Source organism: Rhizobium sp. TH135, assembly GCF_002855515.1.
In the GTDB taxonomy this organism is placed as follows: domain Bacteria; phylum Pseudomonadota; class Alphaproteobacteria; order Rhizobiales; family Rhizobiaceae; genus Allorhizobium.
On sequence record NZ_PKRP01000007.1, the window covers coordinates 47,131 to 65,155 of the forward strand.

An 18,025-nucleotide genomic window follows, 5' to 3' on the forward strand; every position below is an offset into this window, starting at 1 on the left:
CATGATCAGGCTCGGAGGGGACCATGTTCACACACCGTTTTTCGGGATTTCTCGCACTCGCGCTGGCTCTTGTCCCGATATCCCTTCCAGCTTCCGCACAGGATATGCGCACCATCGAGCGCATCGATGATGCCGACTATTTCGGCTTCGATCTCAGGACGGAAAAGAATGTCTCCATCGATGAATGCGAGGCAAGCTGCATCGGCGACGCGTCCTGCCGGGCCTTCACTTACAATCCGAAGGTCAACTGGTGCTTCCTCAAGTCCGATTATGACCAGCTGAACAGTTTTCCAGGCGCGATCGCGGGCCGCATCGTCGTCCAGACCGCCGAGGAAGACATCGGCGCCCCGCCGGCACTGCCTTTTGTTTCGGAATACCTGAAGACTGAAGCTCGCAACCAACGCGACAATCTCGCGGTCGTGCCAGACCAGGAGGGGCTCGGACGCGACGCCCTCATCGAAACCGGTCGCGCGGCGTTCACTGGCGGTAATATCGACTACGCCATCGCCTCGATGAAAGGCGCCCTGTCGGCCGATCCCGATGATCAGGCCTTGTGGCTTGAACTGGCCCGCATGGCAAACACCGTGACCGGCAATTATTCCATGGCCAATGAAGGGGCGATGGCCTCGATCAACGGCTATCTGCTGACCCGTGGCGCCACGACCCGCGCCGACGCCTTGGCCACGCTCGCCAAGTCACTGGAAAACAGCGAGAACTGGCGTCCGGCCCTGAGTGCCTACAAGGCAAGCCTCGAACTCGCGTCGAACGCCGAAGTGCGCGCCGCCTTCGAAGACCTTCGCTCCCGCCAGGGCTTCCGCGTCGTCAACAACACGGTCGATTCCGACAGCGCCTCGCCGCGCGCCTGCGTCGAATTCTCCGAACCGCTGGTCAAGCGCGGCGTCGACTACTCGTCCTTTGTCACCCTCGACGGCAAGACGCCGAAGGCGCTCGAAGCGAAGAACAACCAGATCTGCGTCGAAGGCCTGGAGCATGGCGGTCGCTACCGCCTCGCACTGCGCGCCGGCCTGCCCTCGTCGGTTGACGAAAATCTGGAAGCCCCGGCCGAGCTTGAGCTTTACGTCCGCGATCGCAGTTCTACGGTGCGCTTCACCGGCGACGCCTTCGTTCTTCCCTCCTCCGCGCGCCAGGGCATTCCGCTGGTCTCGATCAACAGCGAAAGCGCCAATCTCGAACTCTACCGGATAGGCGACCGCAACATCGCTCCGCTTCTGGCCGCCTCGCAGTTCCTGACCCAGATGGACGGCTACACTGCCGGGCGCGTCAAGGACGAGATCGGCGAACTTGTCTGGCAGGGCTCGGTCGAGATCGCCAACGAACAGAACAAGGAAGTCGTCACCAGCATTCCGCTGCAGGAAGCGCTGCCCACCCGCAAGCCCGGCATCTATGTGATGACCGCCGTCTCGCCGACTTCCGTGAACGAGAACTGGGACAGCCGCGCAACGCAATGGTTCGTCGTCTCCGACATCGGCCTCTCGACCTTTGCCGGCAGCGACGGGCTGCATGTCTTTGCCCGTTCGCTCGCATCGGCTAGCCCGCTTGCCGATATCGAGCTGCAGCTGATTGCCAAAAACAACGAGATCCTGGCAACCGCCACGACTGACGCAGACGGCCGCGCCCGCTTCGATGCCGGTCTCGTCCGCGGCGGCGCGGCATTGGCACCGGCCGTCATCGCAGCCCGCAGCGGTGCCGACGACAACGTCTTCCTCGACATGACCCGCGCTGGCTTTGACCTCTCCGACCGTGGCGTCACCGGTCGCCCGGCACCGGGCCCGGTCGATATCCTCGCCTGGACCGAGCGTGGCATTTACCGCCCTGGCGAAACCGTGCATGCGGCAGCTCTGACCCGCGACACCAATGCCGATGCCATTTCCGGCCTGCCGCTGACTTTCCTCTTCTCGCGACCGGATGGTGTCGAGTTCCGCCGCATGGCGGTATCAAGCGAGACACTCGGTGGTTATGCCGTCGATCTGCCCGTCCTGGCCAATGCCATGCGCGGCACCTGGACAGTCGCAATCCACACCGACCCCAAGAAGCCGGCGATCGCCCAGTCGACCTTCCTCGTCGATGACTTCGTACCGGATCGACTCGATCTCAAACTGTCCAGCGAAGCAAAGGCGATCTCGCCTGAGGCACCCGTGACGGTGTCCGCCGATGGTCGTTACCTTTACGGCGCACCGGCAGCAGGCCTTACGCTCGAAGGCGAAGTCGTCATTCGCCCGACAACAAGCCATCCTGACTTTGATCGCTACAGCTTCGGCCTGGCGGACGAAGAAGGCATCGAGGATATGCGTGTCCCGCTCGAAGGCCTTGAAGCACTGGATGGCGACGGTCTCGCCAGCATCGACGTCTCCCTGACCGACCTGCCTTCGACAACGCGGCTCCTGAATGCCGACGTGGTGCTGCGTCTGCGCGAAGGCGGTGGCCGCGCTGTTGAGCGCAAACTGAGCCTGCCGGTCACGCCGGAAGGCCCTATGATTGGCATCAAGCCGGAATTCGAGGGCGATCTCGCCGAAAACACCAATGCCGGCTTCAACCTGATCGCCCTTGGCCCCGAGGGTGAGCGCCAGGCGCTGCCGGCTGCACGCTGGAAGCTGATCAAGCTGGAGCGGAACTACCAGTGGTACCGCGACGGCTCGTCCTGGCGTTACGAACCGATCACCACGACCAAGCTGGTGGCCGATGGCACCACAGACATTGCTGCCGATGGCACGCCGCTCTCGGTACCCGTCACATGGGGCAGCCACCGTCTGGAGGTCGAACAGGGCGGCGCGGTCACCAGCGTCGATTTCGATGCCGGCTGGTTCGTCACCGCAAGCTCCACCGAGACGCCGGATGCCTTGGAAATCGGCCTCGACAAGCCCTCCTATCAGGTCGGCGACACCGCAAAGCTGAAGATCTCACCGCGCTTTGCCGGCCAGGTGATCGTAACCTCCGGCACGGATGCTCTGATTTCCACCCAGGTTGCCGATGTGCCGGCCACAGGCGCGGAAATCGAGATACCCGTGACTGCGGATTTCGGCGCCGGCGCCTATGTGACCGCGACACTTTTCCGTCCGGGTGATGCCGAGGAAAGCCGCATGCCGGCGCGTGCGATCGGCATTGCCTGGCTCGCCGTCGATCCGGGCGCCGACAAGCTTGCGATCAAGCTTTCACCGCCGGAAAAGACGCTGCCCCGCCAGCCGCTCGAAATCCCGGTGGAAGTCACCGGGGCTGGCATCGGCGAGGAAGCCTATGTGATGGTCGCCGCCGTCGACGTCGGCATCCTCAACCTCACCCGGTACGAGACACCCGATCCGGAAGGCTACTACTTCGGCCAGCGCCGCCTGGGTCTTGAATTGCGCGACCTCTATGGCCGCCTGATCGATGGCTCGCTGGGCGCAACCGGACGTCTGCGCACCGGTGGTGACGGCGGCCAGGTTGCGCTGCAGGGCAATCCGCCGCGCGAAAAGCTCGTGGCCTTCTTCTCCGGACCCGTGAAGCTCGATGCAGATGGCAAGGCAACCGTCTCCTTCGATATCCCGCAGTTCAATGGCACCGCGCGTGTCATGGCATGGGCCTGGTCGAAGACCGGCGTCGGCCATGGCGAGACGGACGTGATCATCCGCGATCCGGTCGTCGTGACGGCAAGCCTGCCGAAGTTCCTCGCCCCAGAAGACCAGAGCACCCTGCGCCTTGATATCGCGGCGACAGACGCGCCATCAGGAACCTACACGCTCGCCGTCACCGGCAACGGTTCGGTCAGTGTCGGCGGCGCGGAAAGCCAGGAAGTTGCGCTGACCGCAGGTGAGACCACCACCGTCACACTGCCGCTCACCGCCAACACACCCGGCGATGGCGCAATCGACATTGCCCTGTCCGGCGCCGATGGCATCGCCGTCGGTCAGTCTCTCGATCTCCCCGTGCGCCCGGCAACCCTGCCGATCACCGAGCGGCAGGTCATTGCGCTCGCACCGGGCAAGAGCCTGACTGTCGACGGCGACCTGCTCGCCGACAGCCTGCTGCAGGGTGCCTCGGTCAGCCTCAATGTTGCCCGCGCAGACGGGCTCGACGTTCCCGGCCTGTTGATGGCGCTCGACCGCTACCCCTATGGCTGCGCCGAACAGACCACCAGCCGCGCGCTGCCGCTTCTCTACTTCGATGAACTGGCCAAGCTCTCCGGCCTGCCGGAAGACGAGGCGATCAACAAGCGCGTTCAGGATGGCATCCTGCGTGTACTCGCCTATCAGTCGTCAAGCGGCTCCTTCGGCCTCTGGGCACCGGGTTCTGAAAGCCTCTGGCTCGACGCCTATGTCACCGACTTCCTGACCCGTGCCCGCGAACAGAAGTACGACGTGCCGGAGGAAGCCTTGGTCCAGGCGCTGCAGAACCTGCAGAACCGCATCGCCTATGACAACGACATCCGCACGCGCGGCAACGAGATTGCCTATGCCCTCTACGTGCTCGCCCGCAGCCGCAAGGCTTCGCTGAGCGATCTGCGCTACTACGCCGATACGATGCTGGGTGATTTCCCCACACCCCTCTCCAAGGCGCATCTGGCAGCGGCATTGTCGCTCTATGGCGACAGCGAACGGGCAAACGGCGTCTTCCTCGATGCAGCCGGCATGAGTGAGCAGGCCCGCCTGACGCCGGTCAGCTTCTCCCGCTCCGACTATGGCTCGGCATTGCGTGATGCAGCCGGTGTCCTGGCCCTTGCCGCCGAAAGCCGACCGGTTCCGCCTGTCGTGCCGATCCTGGCAAAGGTCGTGGCCGACGAATGGAAGGCGAAGCAGACGCTCAGCACTCAGGAACAGACCTGGATGCTGCTCGCCGCCCGCGCGCTCCAGCAGGACGACAACGGTCTGAAGCTCGATGTGAACGGCGCCGAAAAGACCGGCGCCTATGCAGCCACCATCCCAGGCGACGCCCTGCTGCAGGCGCCGATGACGCTCACCAATACCGGGCTTGATCCGGTCAGTGCGGCGATCACGACGGTAGCAGCCCCGGTCGAACCGCCCGCAGCCGGTGGCGAAGGCTTCGAGATCACCAAGACCTATTACGGTCTCGACGGCGAGGAGGCCAACGTCACCGAAGCGATCCAGAACGAACGTTATGTTGTGGTGCTGGAAGTGACCGAGGAAGACGAGTGGCCGGCGCAGCTGCTGGTGACCGATCTGCTTCCGGCGGGGTTCGAAATCGACAATCCGGGCCTGGTCGACAGCGCCGCCTTGGCGAACTTCGACTGGATCGGCCAGACCGAAACCGCCCATCTTGAGTTCCGCAGCGACCGTTTCGTGGCAGCGATCAATCGCGGCGAAGGCGAGAACGGCACGATCACTCTGGCCTATGTCGTCCGCGCGGTCACGCCGGGCACATATGACCTGCCGGCAGCGAGCGTCGAAGACATGTATCGCCCGCAGCTGTCGGCGCGCACGGCAGCGGGTGCGATGACGGTCTCGACCGCACCCTGATGGGTCGGGCGAGGCGCATCGGGATCAGCATCGGGGCGGTCGCCATCGCGGCCACCGCTTCGCTCGCTGGGCTCGATTGGGCAGACAGAAACTACCCTCCCCCGCTGGACGCGGCGCGGGAGGTGTCGACCGAAATCCTCGATCGCGATGGCCAACTGTTGCGCGCCTTCGCGACCCGGGAGGGTCTCTGGCGGCTCGAAACCACTGTCGATGACGTGGACCCGGCCCTGCTTCGCATACTGGTCGCCTATGAGGATCGGCGTTACGAAAACCATTCCGGCGTCGATGTTCTGGCGCTTGGTCGCGCCGCCTGGCAGCTTGCCGCCAACGGCCGCATTGTCTCCGGCGCCTCGACGCTTTCCATGCAGGTCGCACGCCTGATCGAGCCGCGCCGGGAACGCTCGCTGACGGCAAAGCTCATCCAGATCGCCCGCGCGATCCAGATCGAGCGACGCCTGTCGAAGACGGAAATCCTCAACCTCTATCTCACCCACGCCCCCTATGGCGGCAATCTCGAAGGTGTGCGCGCGGCAAGCCTCGCCTGGTTCGGCAAGGAACCCAAACGCCTGTCGACAGCGGAGGCAGCTCTCCTCGTCGCGCTGCCCCAGCTGCCGGAAAAGCGTCGCCCGGACCGCTACCGCGACAATGCGTTCGAAGCCCGCAAACGGGTTCTGGAACGAGCGCGAGAGGCCGAAGTCGTTGATGAGACGGAGGTCGAGCTGGCGCTGAACGCGTCGCTCCCGACCGTGCGGCGTCAATTACCGGCGCTAGCGCCACATCTCGCCGAAGCCGCACGCCGCAAGGCACCCGAGGCCAGCACCCACCAGACCACCATCCTGCGACCGGTACAGGAGACCCTGGAAAAGGTGGCGCTCGAAGCGGTCCGCAAGCTCGACCCCAAGGTCTCGCTTGCCTTGCTGATGGCCGATGCCACGACCGGCGAAATCGTCGCCGAAGTCGGCGCCGCCGATTATTTCGACGCATCCCGCTCCGGCTGGATCGACATGACGCGTGCCGAGCGCTCGCCCGGCTCGGCGCTGAAGCCGTTCATCTACGGGCTTGCCTTCGAGCAGGGGCTGGTGGCACAGGAAACGATTGTCGAAGATCGTCCGGCCGACTTCTTTGGCTACCGCCCGAAGAATTTCGACATGCACTACCAGGGCGATGTCAGCATTCGCCAGGCGCTGCAGCTGTCGCTCAATGTGCCAGCCGTTCGCCTGCTCGATGCCGTCGGCCCCTCACGCCTGACGGTGCGCCTGCGCCGCGCTGGTGTAACGCTGAAACTCCCGCCGAACGAGGCTCCAGGGCTGGCGATTGCGCTTGGCGGTGCGGGCATCACGCTAAAGGATCTTGTTCAGCTTTATGCAGGGCTCGCCAATCGCGAGCAGCCGGTGCGGCTCGGAGACGGCATCCGCGACAAGGCCGAACTGATCGACGAACAGCCCCTCTTCGAACCCTCAGCCGCCTGGACGGTGGCCGACGTGCTCGGCGACGTCCTGCCGCCAACCGGCAGCCCGCCCGCCGGCATCGCCTACAAGACCGGCACGAGCTACGGCTACCGTGACGCCTGGTCGGTCGGCTATGACGGTCGCTATGTCCTCGGCGTCTGGATCGGCCGCCCGGACAACGCTGCCGTCCCCGGCATCTCGGGCTATCAGACCGCCGCGCCGATCCTCTTCGAGGCCTTCGCCAAGTCGGGGCTTGCGGGCACGGCCCTGCCCCGTGCGCCGACAGGCGCCATCCGCATCGCCGCTTCCGAGCTGCCGCAGTCCCTGCGCCGTTTCTCCGTTGACCCGAACGGCCTCATCTCCGTCTCGGCCCGTGAGCGCCCGCCGCAGATCGTCTATCCGCTCGAAGGTTCGGTGCTGGAGCTCGGCAAAGGGCCGGACGGAGAAGCCTTGCCCGTCGTCATGAAAATGCAGGCCGGTCGGGCGCCATTCCGCTGGCTGGTCGACGGCAAGCCGATGAGCGACAACACCCGTCGACGAACCGGCGAGTGGCACCCGGAGGGCTCAGGGCAATCGACGCTGACGGTCATTGACGCCGAAGGAAGAGCAGCCTCTGTAAACGTCTTCATCCGGAACTGATGGGCCTCGAGCATCACGCCCGTGATCCAGTCGTGCTCCCGCGCCGTAGAAATCTCCGTCAACCAATTCGAACGGGAGATCTTCATTATGACCAGCAGCTTGCGCGCCGGATTGATCACGCTCCTGACGCTCGCCTTCGCCATTCCCTCGGCAATGGCCAACGAGCGCTTCACAGCCAATGACATCAAGGGCGAGATCATCGGCAAACGCATTTACCTCGCCGTTCCCTTCGGCGGTGAATTCCCGCTCAATTACCGCCTTGATGGCCAGGTCGACGGATCAGGTGAAGCCCTCGGCCTCGGCCGTTTTGCCAAGCCGAACGACAAGGGCAAATGGTGGATCAAGGGCGACCGCCTGTGCCAGCAGTTCACCAGCTGGTACAAGGGTGCACCGATGTGCTTCGAGCTGATCCGCACCGGTGACAAGCGCCTGAAGTGGATCCGCGACAACGGCGAAACCGGCACGGCCCGCATCGGCAGCAGCATCTGACACTGCTTGCCGCTCATGCTACGGATCCCTATTCTGTCCGAATTGGAGATTGGGGACCCAGATGGCAGACTTGAAGGACCGACCGATCGGCGCGACCGCCAGTCTCGGCAAAACCGGCTATCCGGCCATTCGCTCGATGACCGGCGGCGAACTGGAAATCGTCACGGGGCCCACTCAGCCGGGCTTCAATCCGCTCGACTTGCTCCTAGCCTCGCTCGCCGCCTGCATGAGCATGAGCGCCCGCATCGCCGCCCGCGAAATCGGCCTTGCGCACAGCTTCCAAGGCGTGGTCGTGGCGGTCAGCGGTGAAAAGGCCGCCAACGAGCCATCCCGCTTTATCGGCTTCACGGTAGAATTCGTCTTCCAAGGCGCACTCGATCTGGAGCAGCAACAGGCGATCGCCCACCGCGCAGAAGAAATCTGCACCGTCAGCAACAGTCTTGCCGTGCGTCCGACCTTGGTGATCGGCAAAGCCTAGCAGCAACCACGAACCCGCAATCTTGAGGCGTCATGAGATATCGCCGCGGTATTCGTTTCCCTTCGGACACGATTGCGACGGCGCCATTTTCGGATGCACCGCCTTTTCGCAATACGATCAACTATGGCGCCCCGCCTGCCTTAAATCTTGACGTTTGAGCAATGTTCGTTAACAAGAACGTGAGGCGCCGTGATTTCAGCATCACCGCGTCTGAACCTGGTGCCGGGCCCCTCTGGCGAGAGTTTACGGCGCTCTCGTGATGTCGGTACCGCCAGCAATTTGAGCCGGCGGATTCTATAAAAATGAACAATTCGATCATGCTTCATGCGAAGGCGTGCAGGGCGCTTCGCATCTCCACTCTGTCTCTGTCCTCCAGCCAGGAGGAACGCACGTGAGCACGGCAGCAGCAACCGGTGGAAGCTCCACCCTCGGCTATTTCCGCTGGGCCTTCATCGTCACGGCGATCGGCCTCATCCTCGGCGGCGTTCTCGGCTGGCAGTCGACCGGCACGATCGCCGGCATGGCAACCGTCTTTTTCATCTGCGCAGTTCTGGCGGTCCTTGAAATCTCGCTGTCCTTCGACAACGCGATCGTCAACGCCAACAAGCTGAAGGACATGACCCCCGTCTGGCAGCAGCGCTTCCTGACCTGGGGCATCATCATCGCCGTCTTCGGCATGCGCATCGTGTTCCCGCTTCTCATCGTGGTCATCGCCGCCCAGATCGGGCCAATCGAAGCGATCATCCTGGCAGCGCGCGAGCCGGCAGAATATGCCCGCATCATGAACGACGCGCATCTTCCGATCGCGGCGTTCGGCGGCACCTTCCTGATGATGGTCGGCCTCACCTACTTCTTCAACAATGAGAAGGACGTGCACTGGATCGTGTGGCTCGAGAAGCACATGGCGCGCTCGGCCTCCATCAAGGGCATCGAGATCGCGCTCGTCTTGCTGCTGATCCTGCTGTTCTCGAACCTGCTCGAAGGCGAGGAATCGACGACCTTCGTTTATTCTGCCATCTACGGCCTAGTCACCTTCCTGGCCGTCGAAGTGCTGGGTGGATTGCTGGATGCCTCGCAGAAGACCATGAGCGAAGCGGCCAAGGGCGGCCTCGGCGCCTTCATCTATCTCGAAGTGCTCGACGCCAGCTTCTCCTTCGACGGCGTTATCGGCGCCTTCGCGCTCACGCAGAACCTCTTCATCATCGCCATCGGTCTTGGCATCGGCGCCATGTATGTCCGCTCGATGACCATCATGCTGGTCGAGAAGGGCACGCTGGCGGAATATCGTTATCTGGAACACGGCGCCTTCTACGCCATCCTGATCCTCTCGGTGATCATGTATGTGCAGACGCTGTTCCATATCCCGGAAGTGATCACCGGTCTCGGTGGCGCAGCCCTGATCGGTATCTCGCTTTGGTCGTCCATCAAGTACAACCGCGAAGAACGGGCGGAAGAGGAACGCCTCGCCCACGAAGCCGTGGCCGAGAACATCTGAGCGAATGCTTCGCGAACAATGAGAAAAGGCCGGCGTTTTCGCCGGCCTTTGCCATTTTAGAGACCGGATGCTCAGTCCGGCCCGACATCCGATCCTTGAGATCCGACCTTCGGCAGAGAGCCCGTTCCCGGCGTCTTCATCGGATCCTGCAATTCCGGCTTGTCGTGCGGCCCCGCCGCAGGCATCTCGTCTGCAGTTGTTTTGCCCTTTTCGGTCTGTTGCTTGTCGGCTGTATCAGCGTGATCGGTCATCGCAAGTCTCCTGTGTATGGGCACAAGAAACAGCCGGCGACCCAGCGAGGTTCCAGACAATCCGACGTGAGCTCTGGAAATCCGTAGAGACCGTTGCGGATGCTCGGAGATATGGCGCAGCAATCCAGACCGGCCTTGTGTCGCGACAAAGCTCTCCTACATCTCCTCAAACGCCAGGAGATACATAAGACGATGAACAGTTCAGAGCCACCAGACAGCGCGGCTCCCGAGGGCGGGGTGGCATCCAGAAGGCTTGCCCGCCTTCAGGCCCATGCGGCAGAAGCGGGATCGGTGAGCCTGGACGAGCTGATGTCGGCCATGGGCCGCAGCAGCATTGCATTTGCAATCCTCATCCTGTCTCTGCCGGCCCTCACCCCGATCCCCGGCCCCTTCGGTATGGTCTTCGGCAGCTGTCTGGCCATTGTCTCGATCCAGATCATTGCCGGCTTTCGCCGCATCTGGTTGCCAAAATTCCTCGGCCGCCGTCAGGTCTCCAGCGGCGTGATCGACGTGATGGTCCGATACACCGCCCCTTTGGTCGCCCGCGTGGAAACGCTGCTGCGCAAGAACCGCATGCGCCATCTCGCGGGTCCTCGCGCACAGGCCTTCCTCGGTGTGCCCGTGTTGCTCCTCGCCATCGCGGTGGCTCTGCCTATCCCCTTTGGCAATTTCCTGCCCGTGGCGGCATTGGTCATGATCGCACTTGGCCTCATGGAGCGTGACGGACTTGTCGCGATCCTCGGTGTTGCCATGGGCGTAATCGCACTCGGCGCATCCGGTGGTCTGGTCTATGCCGCAGCCCGTGGCTTGGGGTGGGCAATCGGCCCCTGAAACCATATCCGAAATATTTTTGGCTGATGGTGGAATAGGATCACGTTCAGCTCCGTATACTGGGGCATGACGACGAACTCGAACCCGTTCAATGTGATTGGCCAGCTCGCAGCCCTGCGACGCTACGCCCGTTCGCTCGTCAGGAATCCCGACGAGGCCGAAGACCTCGTCCATGATGCTCTTGTCCGCGCGCTGGAGCGCAAGTCGACGTTTCGCAGCAGCGGCAGCATCCGCAACTGGCTGATGTCGATCCTGCACAACACCCATATCGACCGGCTCCGCCGCAACCGTGCGGCCAATCGCCGTCACAACGCAGCCATGGAACTGTCCGAAACGGTAGCACCGGCAGGACAGGAACATTCGGTGAGGCTCGCCCAGGTGCGGGACGCCTTTCTGTCCTTGCCGGAAGACCAGCGCGAAGCCTTGCATCTCGTGGCCATCGAGGAGCTCTCCTATCAGGAGGCCGCCGATGTCCTGAACATTCCCGTAGGCACACTGATGTCCCGCGTCTCTCGCGCCCGCGCCCGTCTTCGGGCGATGGAAGGCGGCGAAGAGACGAGCGCTGTGCCACACCTCAGAATCGTTGGAGGAAACCCCGATGACCAGCAATGATCCCGTGATCGAGGCTGACTTGCACGCCTATGTCGACGACCAGCTGGATGTCGGCCGCCGTATCGAGGTTGAGGCCTATCTGTCGGAGAACCCGACGATTGCCGCCAAGGTGATGGCGGATCTGCGGGTGCGCGATGAGTTGCGGCTGGCGCTGGCCGGCATGCCGACAGGCGTCCGTCAGGAGACACGCGAGGCAGCACGGGTCCTGGAAAGCGCCTTGAACCGCCCTCGCACCTTCGACGTGATGCGGCGCGCAGCGTCGGTTGCGCTGTTAATCGGCGCCGGCTGGATTGCCCATGCCTGGATCGCGCCCGGCAGCATCGGCGAAGTGGTGGCCTCCGTGCCGCCGCCGCAATTCGTCGAGGAAGCCATGCGCGCCCATCAGACGGCAGAGCTGCGCGAGCAGATGTCGTCCCAGACGGAAGTGAGCCGTTTTGACCCGGCTGAGATCCGTTCGGCGACAGCGATCGTGCTGCCCACGATGCCGGCAGAATGGTCCGTGCGCGACGCACAGGTTTTCCCCTCCACCTACGGCCCGAGCGTCGAGCTCGAAGTGGAGCCCCAATCCGGCGAGAGGCTGTCCCTCTTCGCCGTCCGGCCTGGCAATTTCTCTGTTCAGCAGGTGCTGCTGAAGCAGGAAGGCCAGACCAACGCCGCCTACTGGCAGATCGGCGAGGTTGCCTACGCGCTGATCTCCGAATCCGAAAATGCGGACGAGCTGGCCGAACAGGCCCGCAAGCTTGCCCGTACCCTTTACTGATCCCAAGGAGGTAACTGACTATGGATCCTATCCAGAACCGCTTCGGCTACGGCGCTCAGGCCCAGTCCGCAGCAATCTTCGACGAAGGTCTGCGCAAGCATATGCTGCGCGTCTACAACTACATGGGCCTCGGTCTGGTCATCACCGGCATCGTCGCCTTCGTGGTTAGCCAGACGCCGGCGCTCTACGTGCCGATCTTCTCCACCCCGCTGAAGTGGGTCGTGATGCTGGCACCACTCGCCTTCGTCTTCTTCTTCTCGTTCCGCATCCACGCGATGTCGGCCGCAACCGCGCAAATGGCCTTCTGGGCCTTCGCAGCCGTGATGGGTCTGTCGCTGGCCTCGGTCTTCCTGGTCTTCACCGGAACCTCGATCGCACGTACCTTCTTCATCACCGCGACCATGTTCGGTGCGATGAGCCTCTACGGCTACACGACCAAGCGTGACCTGTCGAAGTTCGGCTCGTTCCTGATGATGGGTCTGATCGGTGTCGTCATCGCCTCGATCGTCAACATCTTCCTCGGCTCGAGCGCCCTGCAGTTCGCGATCTCGGTCATCGGCGTTGTCGTCTTCGTCGGCCTGACCGCCTGGGACACGCAGAACATCAAGGAACAGTATGCCGAAAACTACGACCAGGAGAGCCAGCAGAAGCTCGCCGTCTTCGGCGCCCTGTCGCTCTACCTCAACTTCGTCAACCTGTTTCAGCTGCTGCTGAGCCTCACTGGCCAGCGCGAAGAATAAGATAAAAACGCGTCGGGAGAACGCTTCAACAAGAAACGCCCGGGTTTTGCCCGGGCGTTTTCACGAGATGAGAATGAGATCCAGTTCAGACGATACCGCCGGAGCCGCCCTTGACCGCCGGACGCTCGGCCGCAACACGGCCCCGGTAGCCGCTGGCCCGGTAGGTCGCGACCGGATCGATCGCCCCGCCGGACCTCCGTCTTGCCTCGGCGAGGATTGGCTCGACATCGGTGCGATAAGCCCGCTTCAGTGTTTCGGATGCCATCAGCGCGTCGTTATCGGTCTGGTAGCCCTCAAGCGCTGCGCGATCGACCAGAAGCGCCTGCGCATAGGCACGGCGGATCTCGTTGGCGCTGGAAATCAGGCTCTCGATCGGGTCTGTCACGTTGTGGCTTTGGTCGATCATATGCGCTGGGTGGAAACCCTTCACACCCCGATGCTCCGCATCGACCAACTCGTTGAAGACGAGGAACAGACGGTAGGGTTCGACCGACCCGGCATCCAGATCGTCATCGCCATACTTCGAGTCGTTGAAGTGGAAGCCACCGAGCTTGCCGAACTGGATAAGCCGCGCAACGATCATCTCGATATTGGTGTTTGGCGCATGATGCCCGAGGTCGACCAGGCAATGGGCCTTCTCTCCCAGCGTCTGCGCGATAAGATAGTTCGTGCCCCAGTCCTGCACCACGGTCGAATAGAAGGCCGGCTCGTACATCTTGTGTTCGGAGAACAATCGCCAGTCGTCCGGAAGTGCCTTGTAGATGTCGCGCATCGCGTCGAGATAACGCTCGAACTGGCGGGTGAAGTTGCTCTGCCCGGGGAAGTTGGATCCATCACCGATCCAGACCGTCAGCGCCTTGGAGCCGAGTGCGGCACCCAGTTCGATGCATTCGATGTTGTGCTCGACGGCCTGACGGCGGGTCGCAGCGTCAACGTGGCTGAGGGAACCATATTTGTAGGAATGCGGCTGGTCAGGGCTGTCGGAGAAGGTGTTCGAATTCATCGCATCAAAGCCCAGTCCCAAAGCATTCGCCTTGGCCTTCAGCTCCTTCGGATCCGCCTTGTCCCAGGGGATATGCAGCGAGACGGTCGGCGTCGCCCGCGTCAACTGCTGGATGACGCCGCAATCATCGAGCTTGTCGAAGATGTGCCGCGGTTCTCCCTGTCCCGGAAAGCGGGCAAAACGCGTGCCGCCGGTACCGACGCCCCAGGAGGGTACGGCGACAAAGAAATCCGCGACCTTCGCGGTCACGCTCTCGATATCGATGGAGTTGCGCGCGAGTTTCTCGCCCAGCGCCTGAAAGTCGCTGCGGTGAGCCGCCTCGCGCCGCTCGTTTTCCGCCGCGACGATATCGACGGGAATTCGGATTTCGCTCATTCTTTCCTCCACCTCGCGCGAACGATTGTCATCGAAGCGCGTTTATCTGCAGTCTCAAATGAAAATCGGAGCCATCATGGACGTTCTTCGCATTCTGCTTGCCATCCTCCTGCCGCCACTCGGCGTTTTCCTCCAGGTCGGCATTGGCCTGCATTTCTGGCTGAACATCCTGCTCACGCTCTTCGGCTATATCCCGGGCATCATCCATGCCATCTGGGTGATCATCCGCAAGTAGGATCCCGCCGCGGCGCATGCGCCGCGACGGCTTGGGAGATCAGCGCGGGAAGCTCTGCGCATTGCCGGCATCGACATTGATGATGTTGCCGGTGGATTTCGCCGAGAGATCGGAGGCGAGGAAGTAGATCGCCTCCGCAATGTCTTCCGGGAAGACATTCAGCTTCAGCATCGAGCGGTTACGGTAGTGCTCCTCAAGATCGGTAACTTCGATCTTCGAGGAGGCCGCACGCTGCTCGCGCCATTCGCCATTCCAGATCTTCGACCCGCGCAGAACCGCATCCGGATTGACCGTGTTCACCCGGATGCCGGCATCTGCGCCTTCAAGCGCCAAGCAGCGGGCGAGATGGATCTCGGCTGCCTTTGCGGTGCAATAGGCGGAAGCGTTCGGCGATGAGGCAAGACCATTCTTCGAGGCAACGAAGACAACGTTGCCACCGAGGTTCTGACGCCGGAACAGACGGAAGGCTTCGCGCGACACGAGGAAATACCCGGTGGCCAGGATGCTGATGTTCTTGTCCCACATCGCAAGCGTCGTGTCTTCGACCGGCGCCGACGAGGCGATCCCGGCATTCGACACGAGAATGTCGACACCGCCGAATTCCACACAGGCCTCTGCAAAGGCCCGGATAACCGCGTCCTCGCGGGTCACGTCGAGCTGTGCCGAGCGCACAACATCCGCACCATGCCGCTTGGAGAAATCCGCGACTGTCTGGTCGAGTGCTGCCGCATCGATATCGGCCAGAACCACGCAGGCGCCCTCCGCCATCAGACGGTCTGCCGTTGCCCGGCCAATACCACCGGCACCACCGGTGACGAAGGCAACACGGCCCGCGAGGCTCTTCGGCTTCGGCATGCGCTGCAGCTTTGCTTCTTCGAGCAGCCAGTATTCGATGTCGAAGGCTTCCTGCTCAGGCAGCCCCTGATACTCAGAGACCGTCGAGGCACCACGCATCACGTTGATCGCATTCACATAGAACTCACCAGCAATGCGGGCCGTCGCCTTGTCCTTGGCAAAGGACAGCATGCCAACACCGGGAACCAGGAAGATGACCGGGTTCGGATCGCGGATCGCAGGCGAATTGTCGTGTTTGCAGGTCTCGTAATAGCGGGTGTAGTCGGCGCGATACGCTTCGAGCGCCTTGTCTAGACCTGCAAGAACTGCATCGACATCCGGCTTTGCCGGATCGAAATCGACGATCAGCGGTCGGATCTTGGTGCGCAGGAAATGGTCAGGGCAGGATGTGCCCAGCGCGCCGAGCGGCTGCAGATGGCTGGAATTGACAAATTCAAGCACGGCATCCTGATCGTCGAAATGGCCGAGCTTGCGCTCGCCCTTGCCGATACGGCCGCGGATCTCCGGCATCAGGCGCGCGGCAATCGCGCGGCGTTCCTCTGCCGGCAGGCTCTTCGACACTGCACCGCCGAAGATCGTCTTGCCCTCGGTTTCCTTGGCAAACCACTCGATCGCCTTGTTGATGATCTCAAGCGTCAGCAGGTAGCAATCCTTGGCATCATCGGCCCAGGTGAACAGGCCATGGCTTTCAAGAACGACGCCCTTGGCGGTCGGGTTGGCCTTTACGAAGGCTTCAAGGTCGAGGCCGAGCTGGAAACCCGGACGGCGCCAGGGCAGCCAGCCGATCTCCGAGCCAAAGACCTTCTGCGTCAATTCCTTCGAATTCTTCGAGGCTGCAATCGCGATGATCGCGTCCGGATGCATGTGATCGACATGCGTGAACGGCACGAAACCATGCAGCGGCGTATCGATGGATGCTGCGCGTGGATTGAGGTTGAAAGTGCAATGCGGCAGGAAACCGACCATCCGGTCTTCGTCGTGCACCCCCTTGTAGATGCCCTTCAACGCTTCCAGCTTGTCCTGGTAAAGCGTCGCGAAACCATCGAGCTTGATCGTGCCGACGTCGCCGCCGGATCCCTTGACCCAGAGAACCTTGACCGTTTGCCCCGTCAGCGGATCGATTTCCATCACCTTGGCAGAGGTGTTGCCGCCCCCGTAATTGGTGATGCGCTTGTCGGCACCCAGCAGGTTGGATCGATACAGAAGCTTGCCGGGCTCATCGAGCGTGGCGGCATAAGCATCATCCCAACGATTTTCGAGAAGGCGGGTTTGGCCCGTCATGACATCCTCCCTGCAATTATCTCATGAGCCGGCAATGCCGGTTCATCTCCATCTTGTTCGCAGATATCGCGCAGCCCTCGACCGATTGTCAATCAGTTTCGATCATTTCTTTTCATTGTGCGCTGCGGTATTATTATTTTTGATCGTTTCTGATTGACAGCATAAAAACATTGCGAATAAATCACCGTCAGGAGGACCCCATGCACGAACGCGAACGCCATCGCATTATTCTGAGCGCGATCCAGGAGAAGCCTGTGATCACGGTGCAGGACATTGCCGAGCTGACCGAGGCTTCAGAAGCCACGATCCGCCGGGATATCGCGTCTCTTCATGTGCAGGGAAAGCTGAGACGCGTCCGTGGCGGCGCAGAAGCCGTGCACCCGCCGCAGCTTGGAAATCTCGCAGCACGCCCGTTCCGCGTTTCCGAATCGGTCAATATCGACAAGAAACGCGCAATTGCGCGCGCAGCCGTCGATCTCTGCGAAGAAGGTGATTCGATCATCATTAACGGTGGCACCACCACCTTCCAGATGGTGCATTTCATGTCGGCCCGCCGCCTGCAGGTGATGACCAACTCTTTCGCGATCGCGGAACATCTGGTGAAGCATTCGAAATGCACGGTCTCGGTTCCGGGCGGCGCGATCTATCGCGACCAGAGCCTGATCCTCTCGCCTTTCGAGAATGATGCGATCCGCAACTTCTATGCCCGCCGCATCTTCATTGGCGCGCAGGGCATCAATGCACTCGGCGTGATGGAATCGGATGCACTGGTCATCCAGAGCGAACAGAAGCTGGTTCGACAGGCCGAAGAGCTGATCGTCATGGTCGACTCCAGCAAGTTCGCCAAGCGCTCGAGCCTGATCCTATGCTCGCTCGACACGGTCTCGACGATCATCACCGACGATGGAATTTCCGACGAGGCGGCCGCCATGGTCACCGACGCCGGCGTAAGGCTCATGACCGTGAAGCCCATGGCTTCATCGGCAAGGGAGGATACCTCATCGGTCGCCTAGAGGAAGCGGCCGGGAGGAAGGGGTAAGCAGTTCATCAACCTGGGAGGAAAAC

The 18,025-nt window shown here is 62.1% G+C and carries 14 protein-coding genes; 11 read left to right on the forward strand and 3 right to left on the reverse strand.

Going from position 1 to position 18,025, the window contains the following annotated elements; genetic code table 11:
* Window positions 1-23 precede the first annotated feature (23 nt).
* The 5 genes from C0V73_RS20000 to C0V73_RS20025 all read left to right on the forward strand — a co-directional run bounded on the left by C0V73_RS20000 (window position 24) and on the right by C0V73_RS20025 (window position 10,017).
* Window positions 24-5,468: an alpha-2-macroglobulin family protein gene (locus C0V73_RS20000; RefSeq protein WP_102021786.1), complete on the forward strand. Its 5,445-nt coding sequence runs from the start codon at window positions 24-26 to the stop codon at window positions 5,466-5,468.
* On the forward strand, window positions 5,468-7,555 hold the full coding sequence (gene pbpC, locus C0V73_RS20005) for a penicillin-binding protein 1C (protein ID WP_102021787.1): 2,088 nt from the start codon (window positions 5,468-5,470) through the stop codon (window positions 7,553-7,555). Before C0V73_RS20000 ends, pbpC begins: the two co-directional genes overlap by 1 nt.
* A gap of 87 nt (window positions 7,556-7,642) precedes the next feature.
* The gene (locus C0V73_RS20010) at window positions 7,643-8,044 is read left to right on the forward strand and encodes a hypothetical protein (RefSeq protein WP_102021985.1); all 402 of its coding nucleotides are present in this window, start codon (window positions 7,643-7,645) and stop codon (window positions 8,042-8,044) included.
* A gap of 61 nt (window positions 8,045-8,105) precedes the next feature.
* The gene (locus C0V73_RS20015) at window positions 8,106-8,522 is read left to right on the forward strand and encodes an OsmC family protein (protein ID WP_102021788.1); all 417 of its coding nucleotides are present in this window, start codon (window positions 8,106-8,108) and stop codon (window positions 8,520-8,522) included.
* Window positions 8,523-8,913: 391 nt separating this feature from the next.
* Window positions 8,914-10,017 (forward strand): DUF475 domain-containing protein, encoded by a 1,104-nt coding sequence (locus C0V73_RS20025; RefSeq protein WP_102021789.1) that lies wholly within the window; start codon window positions 8,914-8,916, stop codon window positions 10,015-10,017.
* Between the two features lie 71 nt (window positions 10,018-10,088).
* On the opposite strand, the gene C0V73_RS20030 is transcribed toward C0V73_RS20025, so the two are convergent.
* Window positions 10,089-10,268, reverse strand: a complete 180-nt coding sequence (locus tag C0V73_RS20030) for a hypothetical protein (RefSeq protein ID WP_102021790.1) — start codon at window positions 10,266-10,268, stop codon at window positions 10,089-10,091.
* A 192-nt stretch (window positions 10,269-10,460) separates the two neighbouring features.
* On the opposite strand from C0V73_RS20030, the gene C0V73_RS20035 reads away from it, so the two are divergent.
* The 4 genes from C0V73_RS20035 to C0V73_RS20050 all read left to right on the forward strand — a co-directional run bounded on the left by C0V73_RS20035 (window position 10,461) and on the right by C0V73_RS20050 (window position 13,211).
* Window positions 10,461-11,099, forward strand: a complete 639-nt coding sequence (locus C0V73_RS20035) for an exopolysaccharide biosynthesis protein (protein ID WP_102021791.1) — start codon at window positions 10,461-10,463, stop codon at window positions 11,097-11,099.
* A gap of 66 nt (window positions 11,100-11,165) precedes the next feature.
* Complete coding sequence (locus C0V73_RS20040) at window positions 11,166-11,711, forward strand: sigma-70 family RNA polymerase sigma factor (RefSeq protein WP_102021792.1); 546 nt, start codon at window positions 11,166-11,168, stop codon at window positions 11,709-11,711.
* On the forward strand, window positions 11,698-12,471 hold the full coding sequence (locus tag C0V73_RS20045; protein WP_102021793.1) for an anti-sigma factor: 774 nt from the start codon (window positions 11,698-11,700) through the stop codon (window positions 12,469-12,471). The genes C0V73_RS20040 and C0V73_RS20045 overlap by 14 nt, the downstream gene beginning before the upstream one ends.
* Window positions 12,472-12,491: 20 nt before the next feature.
* Window positions 12,492-13,211 carry a Bax inhibitor-1/YccA family protein gene (locus C0V73_RS20050; RefSeq protein ID WP_102021794.1) on the forward strand — a complete coding sequence of 240 codons (720 nt, stop codon included), beginning with the start codon at window positions 12,492-12,494 and terminating at the stop codon, window positions 13,209-13,211.
* An 85-nt stretch (window positions 13,212-13,296) separates the two neighbouring features.
* Here C0V73_RS20050 and rhaI read toward each other — a convergent pair whose 3' ends face one another.
* Window positions 13,297-14,589, reverse strand: coding sequence for an L-rhamnose catabolism isomerase (rhaI, locus tag C0V73_RS20055; protein WP_102021795.1), 1,293 nt, complete (start codon window positions 14,587-14,589; stop codon window positions 13,297-13,299).
* A 76-nt stretch (window positions 14,590-14,665) separates the two neighbouring features.
* Between rhaI and C0V73_RS20060 the strand changes: the two genes are divergently transcribed.
* On the forward strand, window positions 14,666-14,824 hold the full coding sequence (locus C0V73_RS20060; RefSeq protein ID WP_006728180.1) for a YqaE/Pmp3 family membrane protein: 159 nt from the start codon (window positions 14,666-14,668) through the stop codon (window positions 14,822-14,824).
* Window positions 14,825-14,863: 39 nt separating this feature from the next.
* Here C0V73_RS20060 and C0V73_RS20065 read toward each other — a convergent pair whose 3' ends face one another.
* Window positions 14,864-16,960 carry a bifunctional rhamnulose-1-phosphate aldolase/short-chain dehydrogenase gene (locus tag C0V73_RS20065; RefSeq protein ID WP_102021796.1) on the reverse strand — a complete coding sequence of 699 codons (2,097 nt, stop codon included), beginning with the start codon at window positions 16,958-16,960 and terminating at the stop codon, window positions 14,864-14,866.
* A gap of 200 nt (window positions 16,961-17,160) precedes the next feature.
* On the opposite strand from C0V73_RS20065, the gene C0V73_RS20070 reads away from it, so the two are divergent.
* On the forward strand, window positions 17,161-17,973 hold the full coding sequence (locus C0V73_RS20070) for a DeoR/GlpR family DNA-binding transcription regulator (protein ID WP_102021797.1): 813 nt from the start codon (window positions 17,161-17,163) through the stop codon (window positions 17,971-17,973).
* Window positions 17,974-18,025 lie beyond the last annotated feature (52 nt).

What these genes read in the sequence shown, in the direction of transcription:
- C0V73_RS20030 (WP_102021790.1), bottom strand. Translation starts at nt 10,268, where the DNA reads ATGACCGATCACGCTGATACAGCCGACAAGCAACAGACCGAAAAGGGC.
- C0V73_RS20050 (WP_102021794.1), top strand. Translation starts at nt 12,492, where the DNA reads ATGGATCCTATCCAGAACCGCTTCGGCTACGGCGCTCAGGCCCAGTCC.
- pbpC (WP_102021787.1), top strand. Translation starts at nt 5,468, where the DNA reads ATGGGTCGGGCGAGGCGCATCGGGATCAGCATCGGGGCGGTCGCCATC.
- C0V73_RS20070 (WP_102021797.1), top strand. Translation starts at nt 17,161, where the DNA reads ATGCACGAACGCGAACGCCATCGCATTATTCTGAGCGCGATCCAGGAG.
- C0V73_RS20035 (WP_102021791.1), top strand. Translation starts at nt 10,461, where the DNA reads ATGAACAGTTCAGAGCCACCAGACAGCGCGGCTCCCGAGGGCGGGGTG.
- C0V73_RS20010 (WP_102021985.1), top strand. Translation starts at nt 7,643, where the DNA reads ATGACCAGCAGCTTGCGCGCCGGATTGATCACGCTCCTGACGCTCGCC.
- C0V73_RS20000 (WP_102021786.1), top strand. Translation starts at nt 24, where the DNA reads ATGTTCACACACCGTTTTTCGGGATTTCTCGCACTCGCGCTGGCTCTT.
- rhaI (WP_102021795.1), bottom strand. Translation starts at nt 14,589, where the DNA reads ATGAGCGAAATCCGAATTCCCGTCGATATCGTCGCGGCGGAAAACGAG.
- C0V73_RS20065 (WP_102021796.1), bottom strand. Translation starts at nt 16,960, where the DNA reads ATGACGGGCCAAACCCGCCTTCTCGAAAATCGTTGGGATGATGCTTAT.
- C0V73_RS20060 (WP_006728180.1), top strand. Translation starts at nt 14,666, where the DNA reads ATGGACGTTCTTCGCATTCTGCTTGCCATCCTCCTGCCGCCACTCGGC.
- C0V73_RS20045 (WP_102021793.1), top strand. Translation starts at nt 11,698, where the DNA reads ATGACCAGCAATGATCCCGTGATCGAGGCTGACTTGCACGCCTATGTC.
- C0V73_RS20015 (WP_102021788.1), top strand. Translation starts at nt 8,106, where the DNA reads ATGGCAGACTTGAAGGACCGACCGATCGGCGCGACCGCCAGTCTCGGC.
- C0V73_RS20040 (WP_102021792.1), top strand. Translation starts at nt 11,166, where the DNA reads ATGACGACGAACTCGAACCCGTTCAATGTGATTGGCCAGCTCGCAGCC.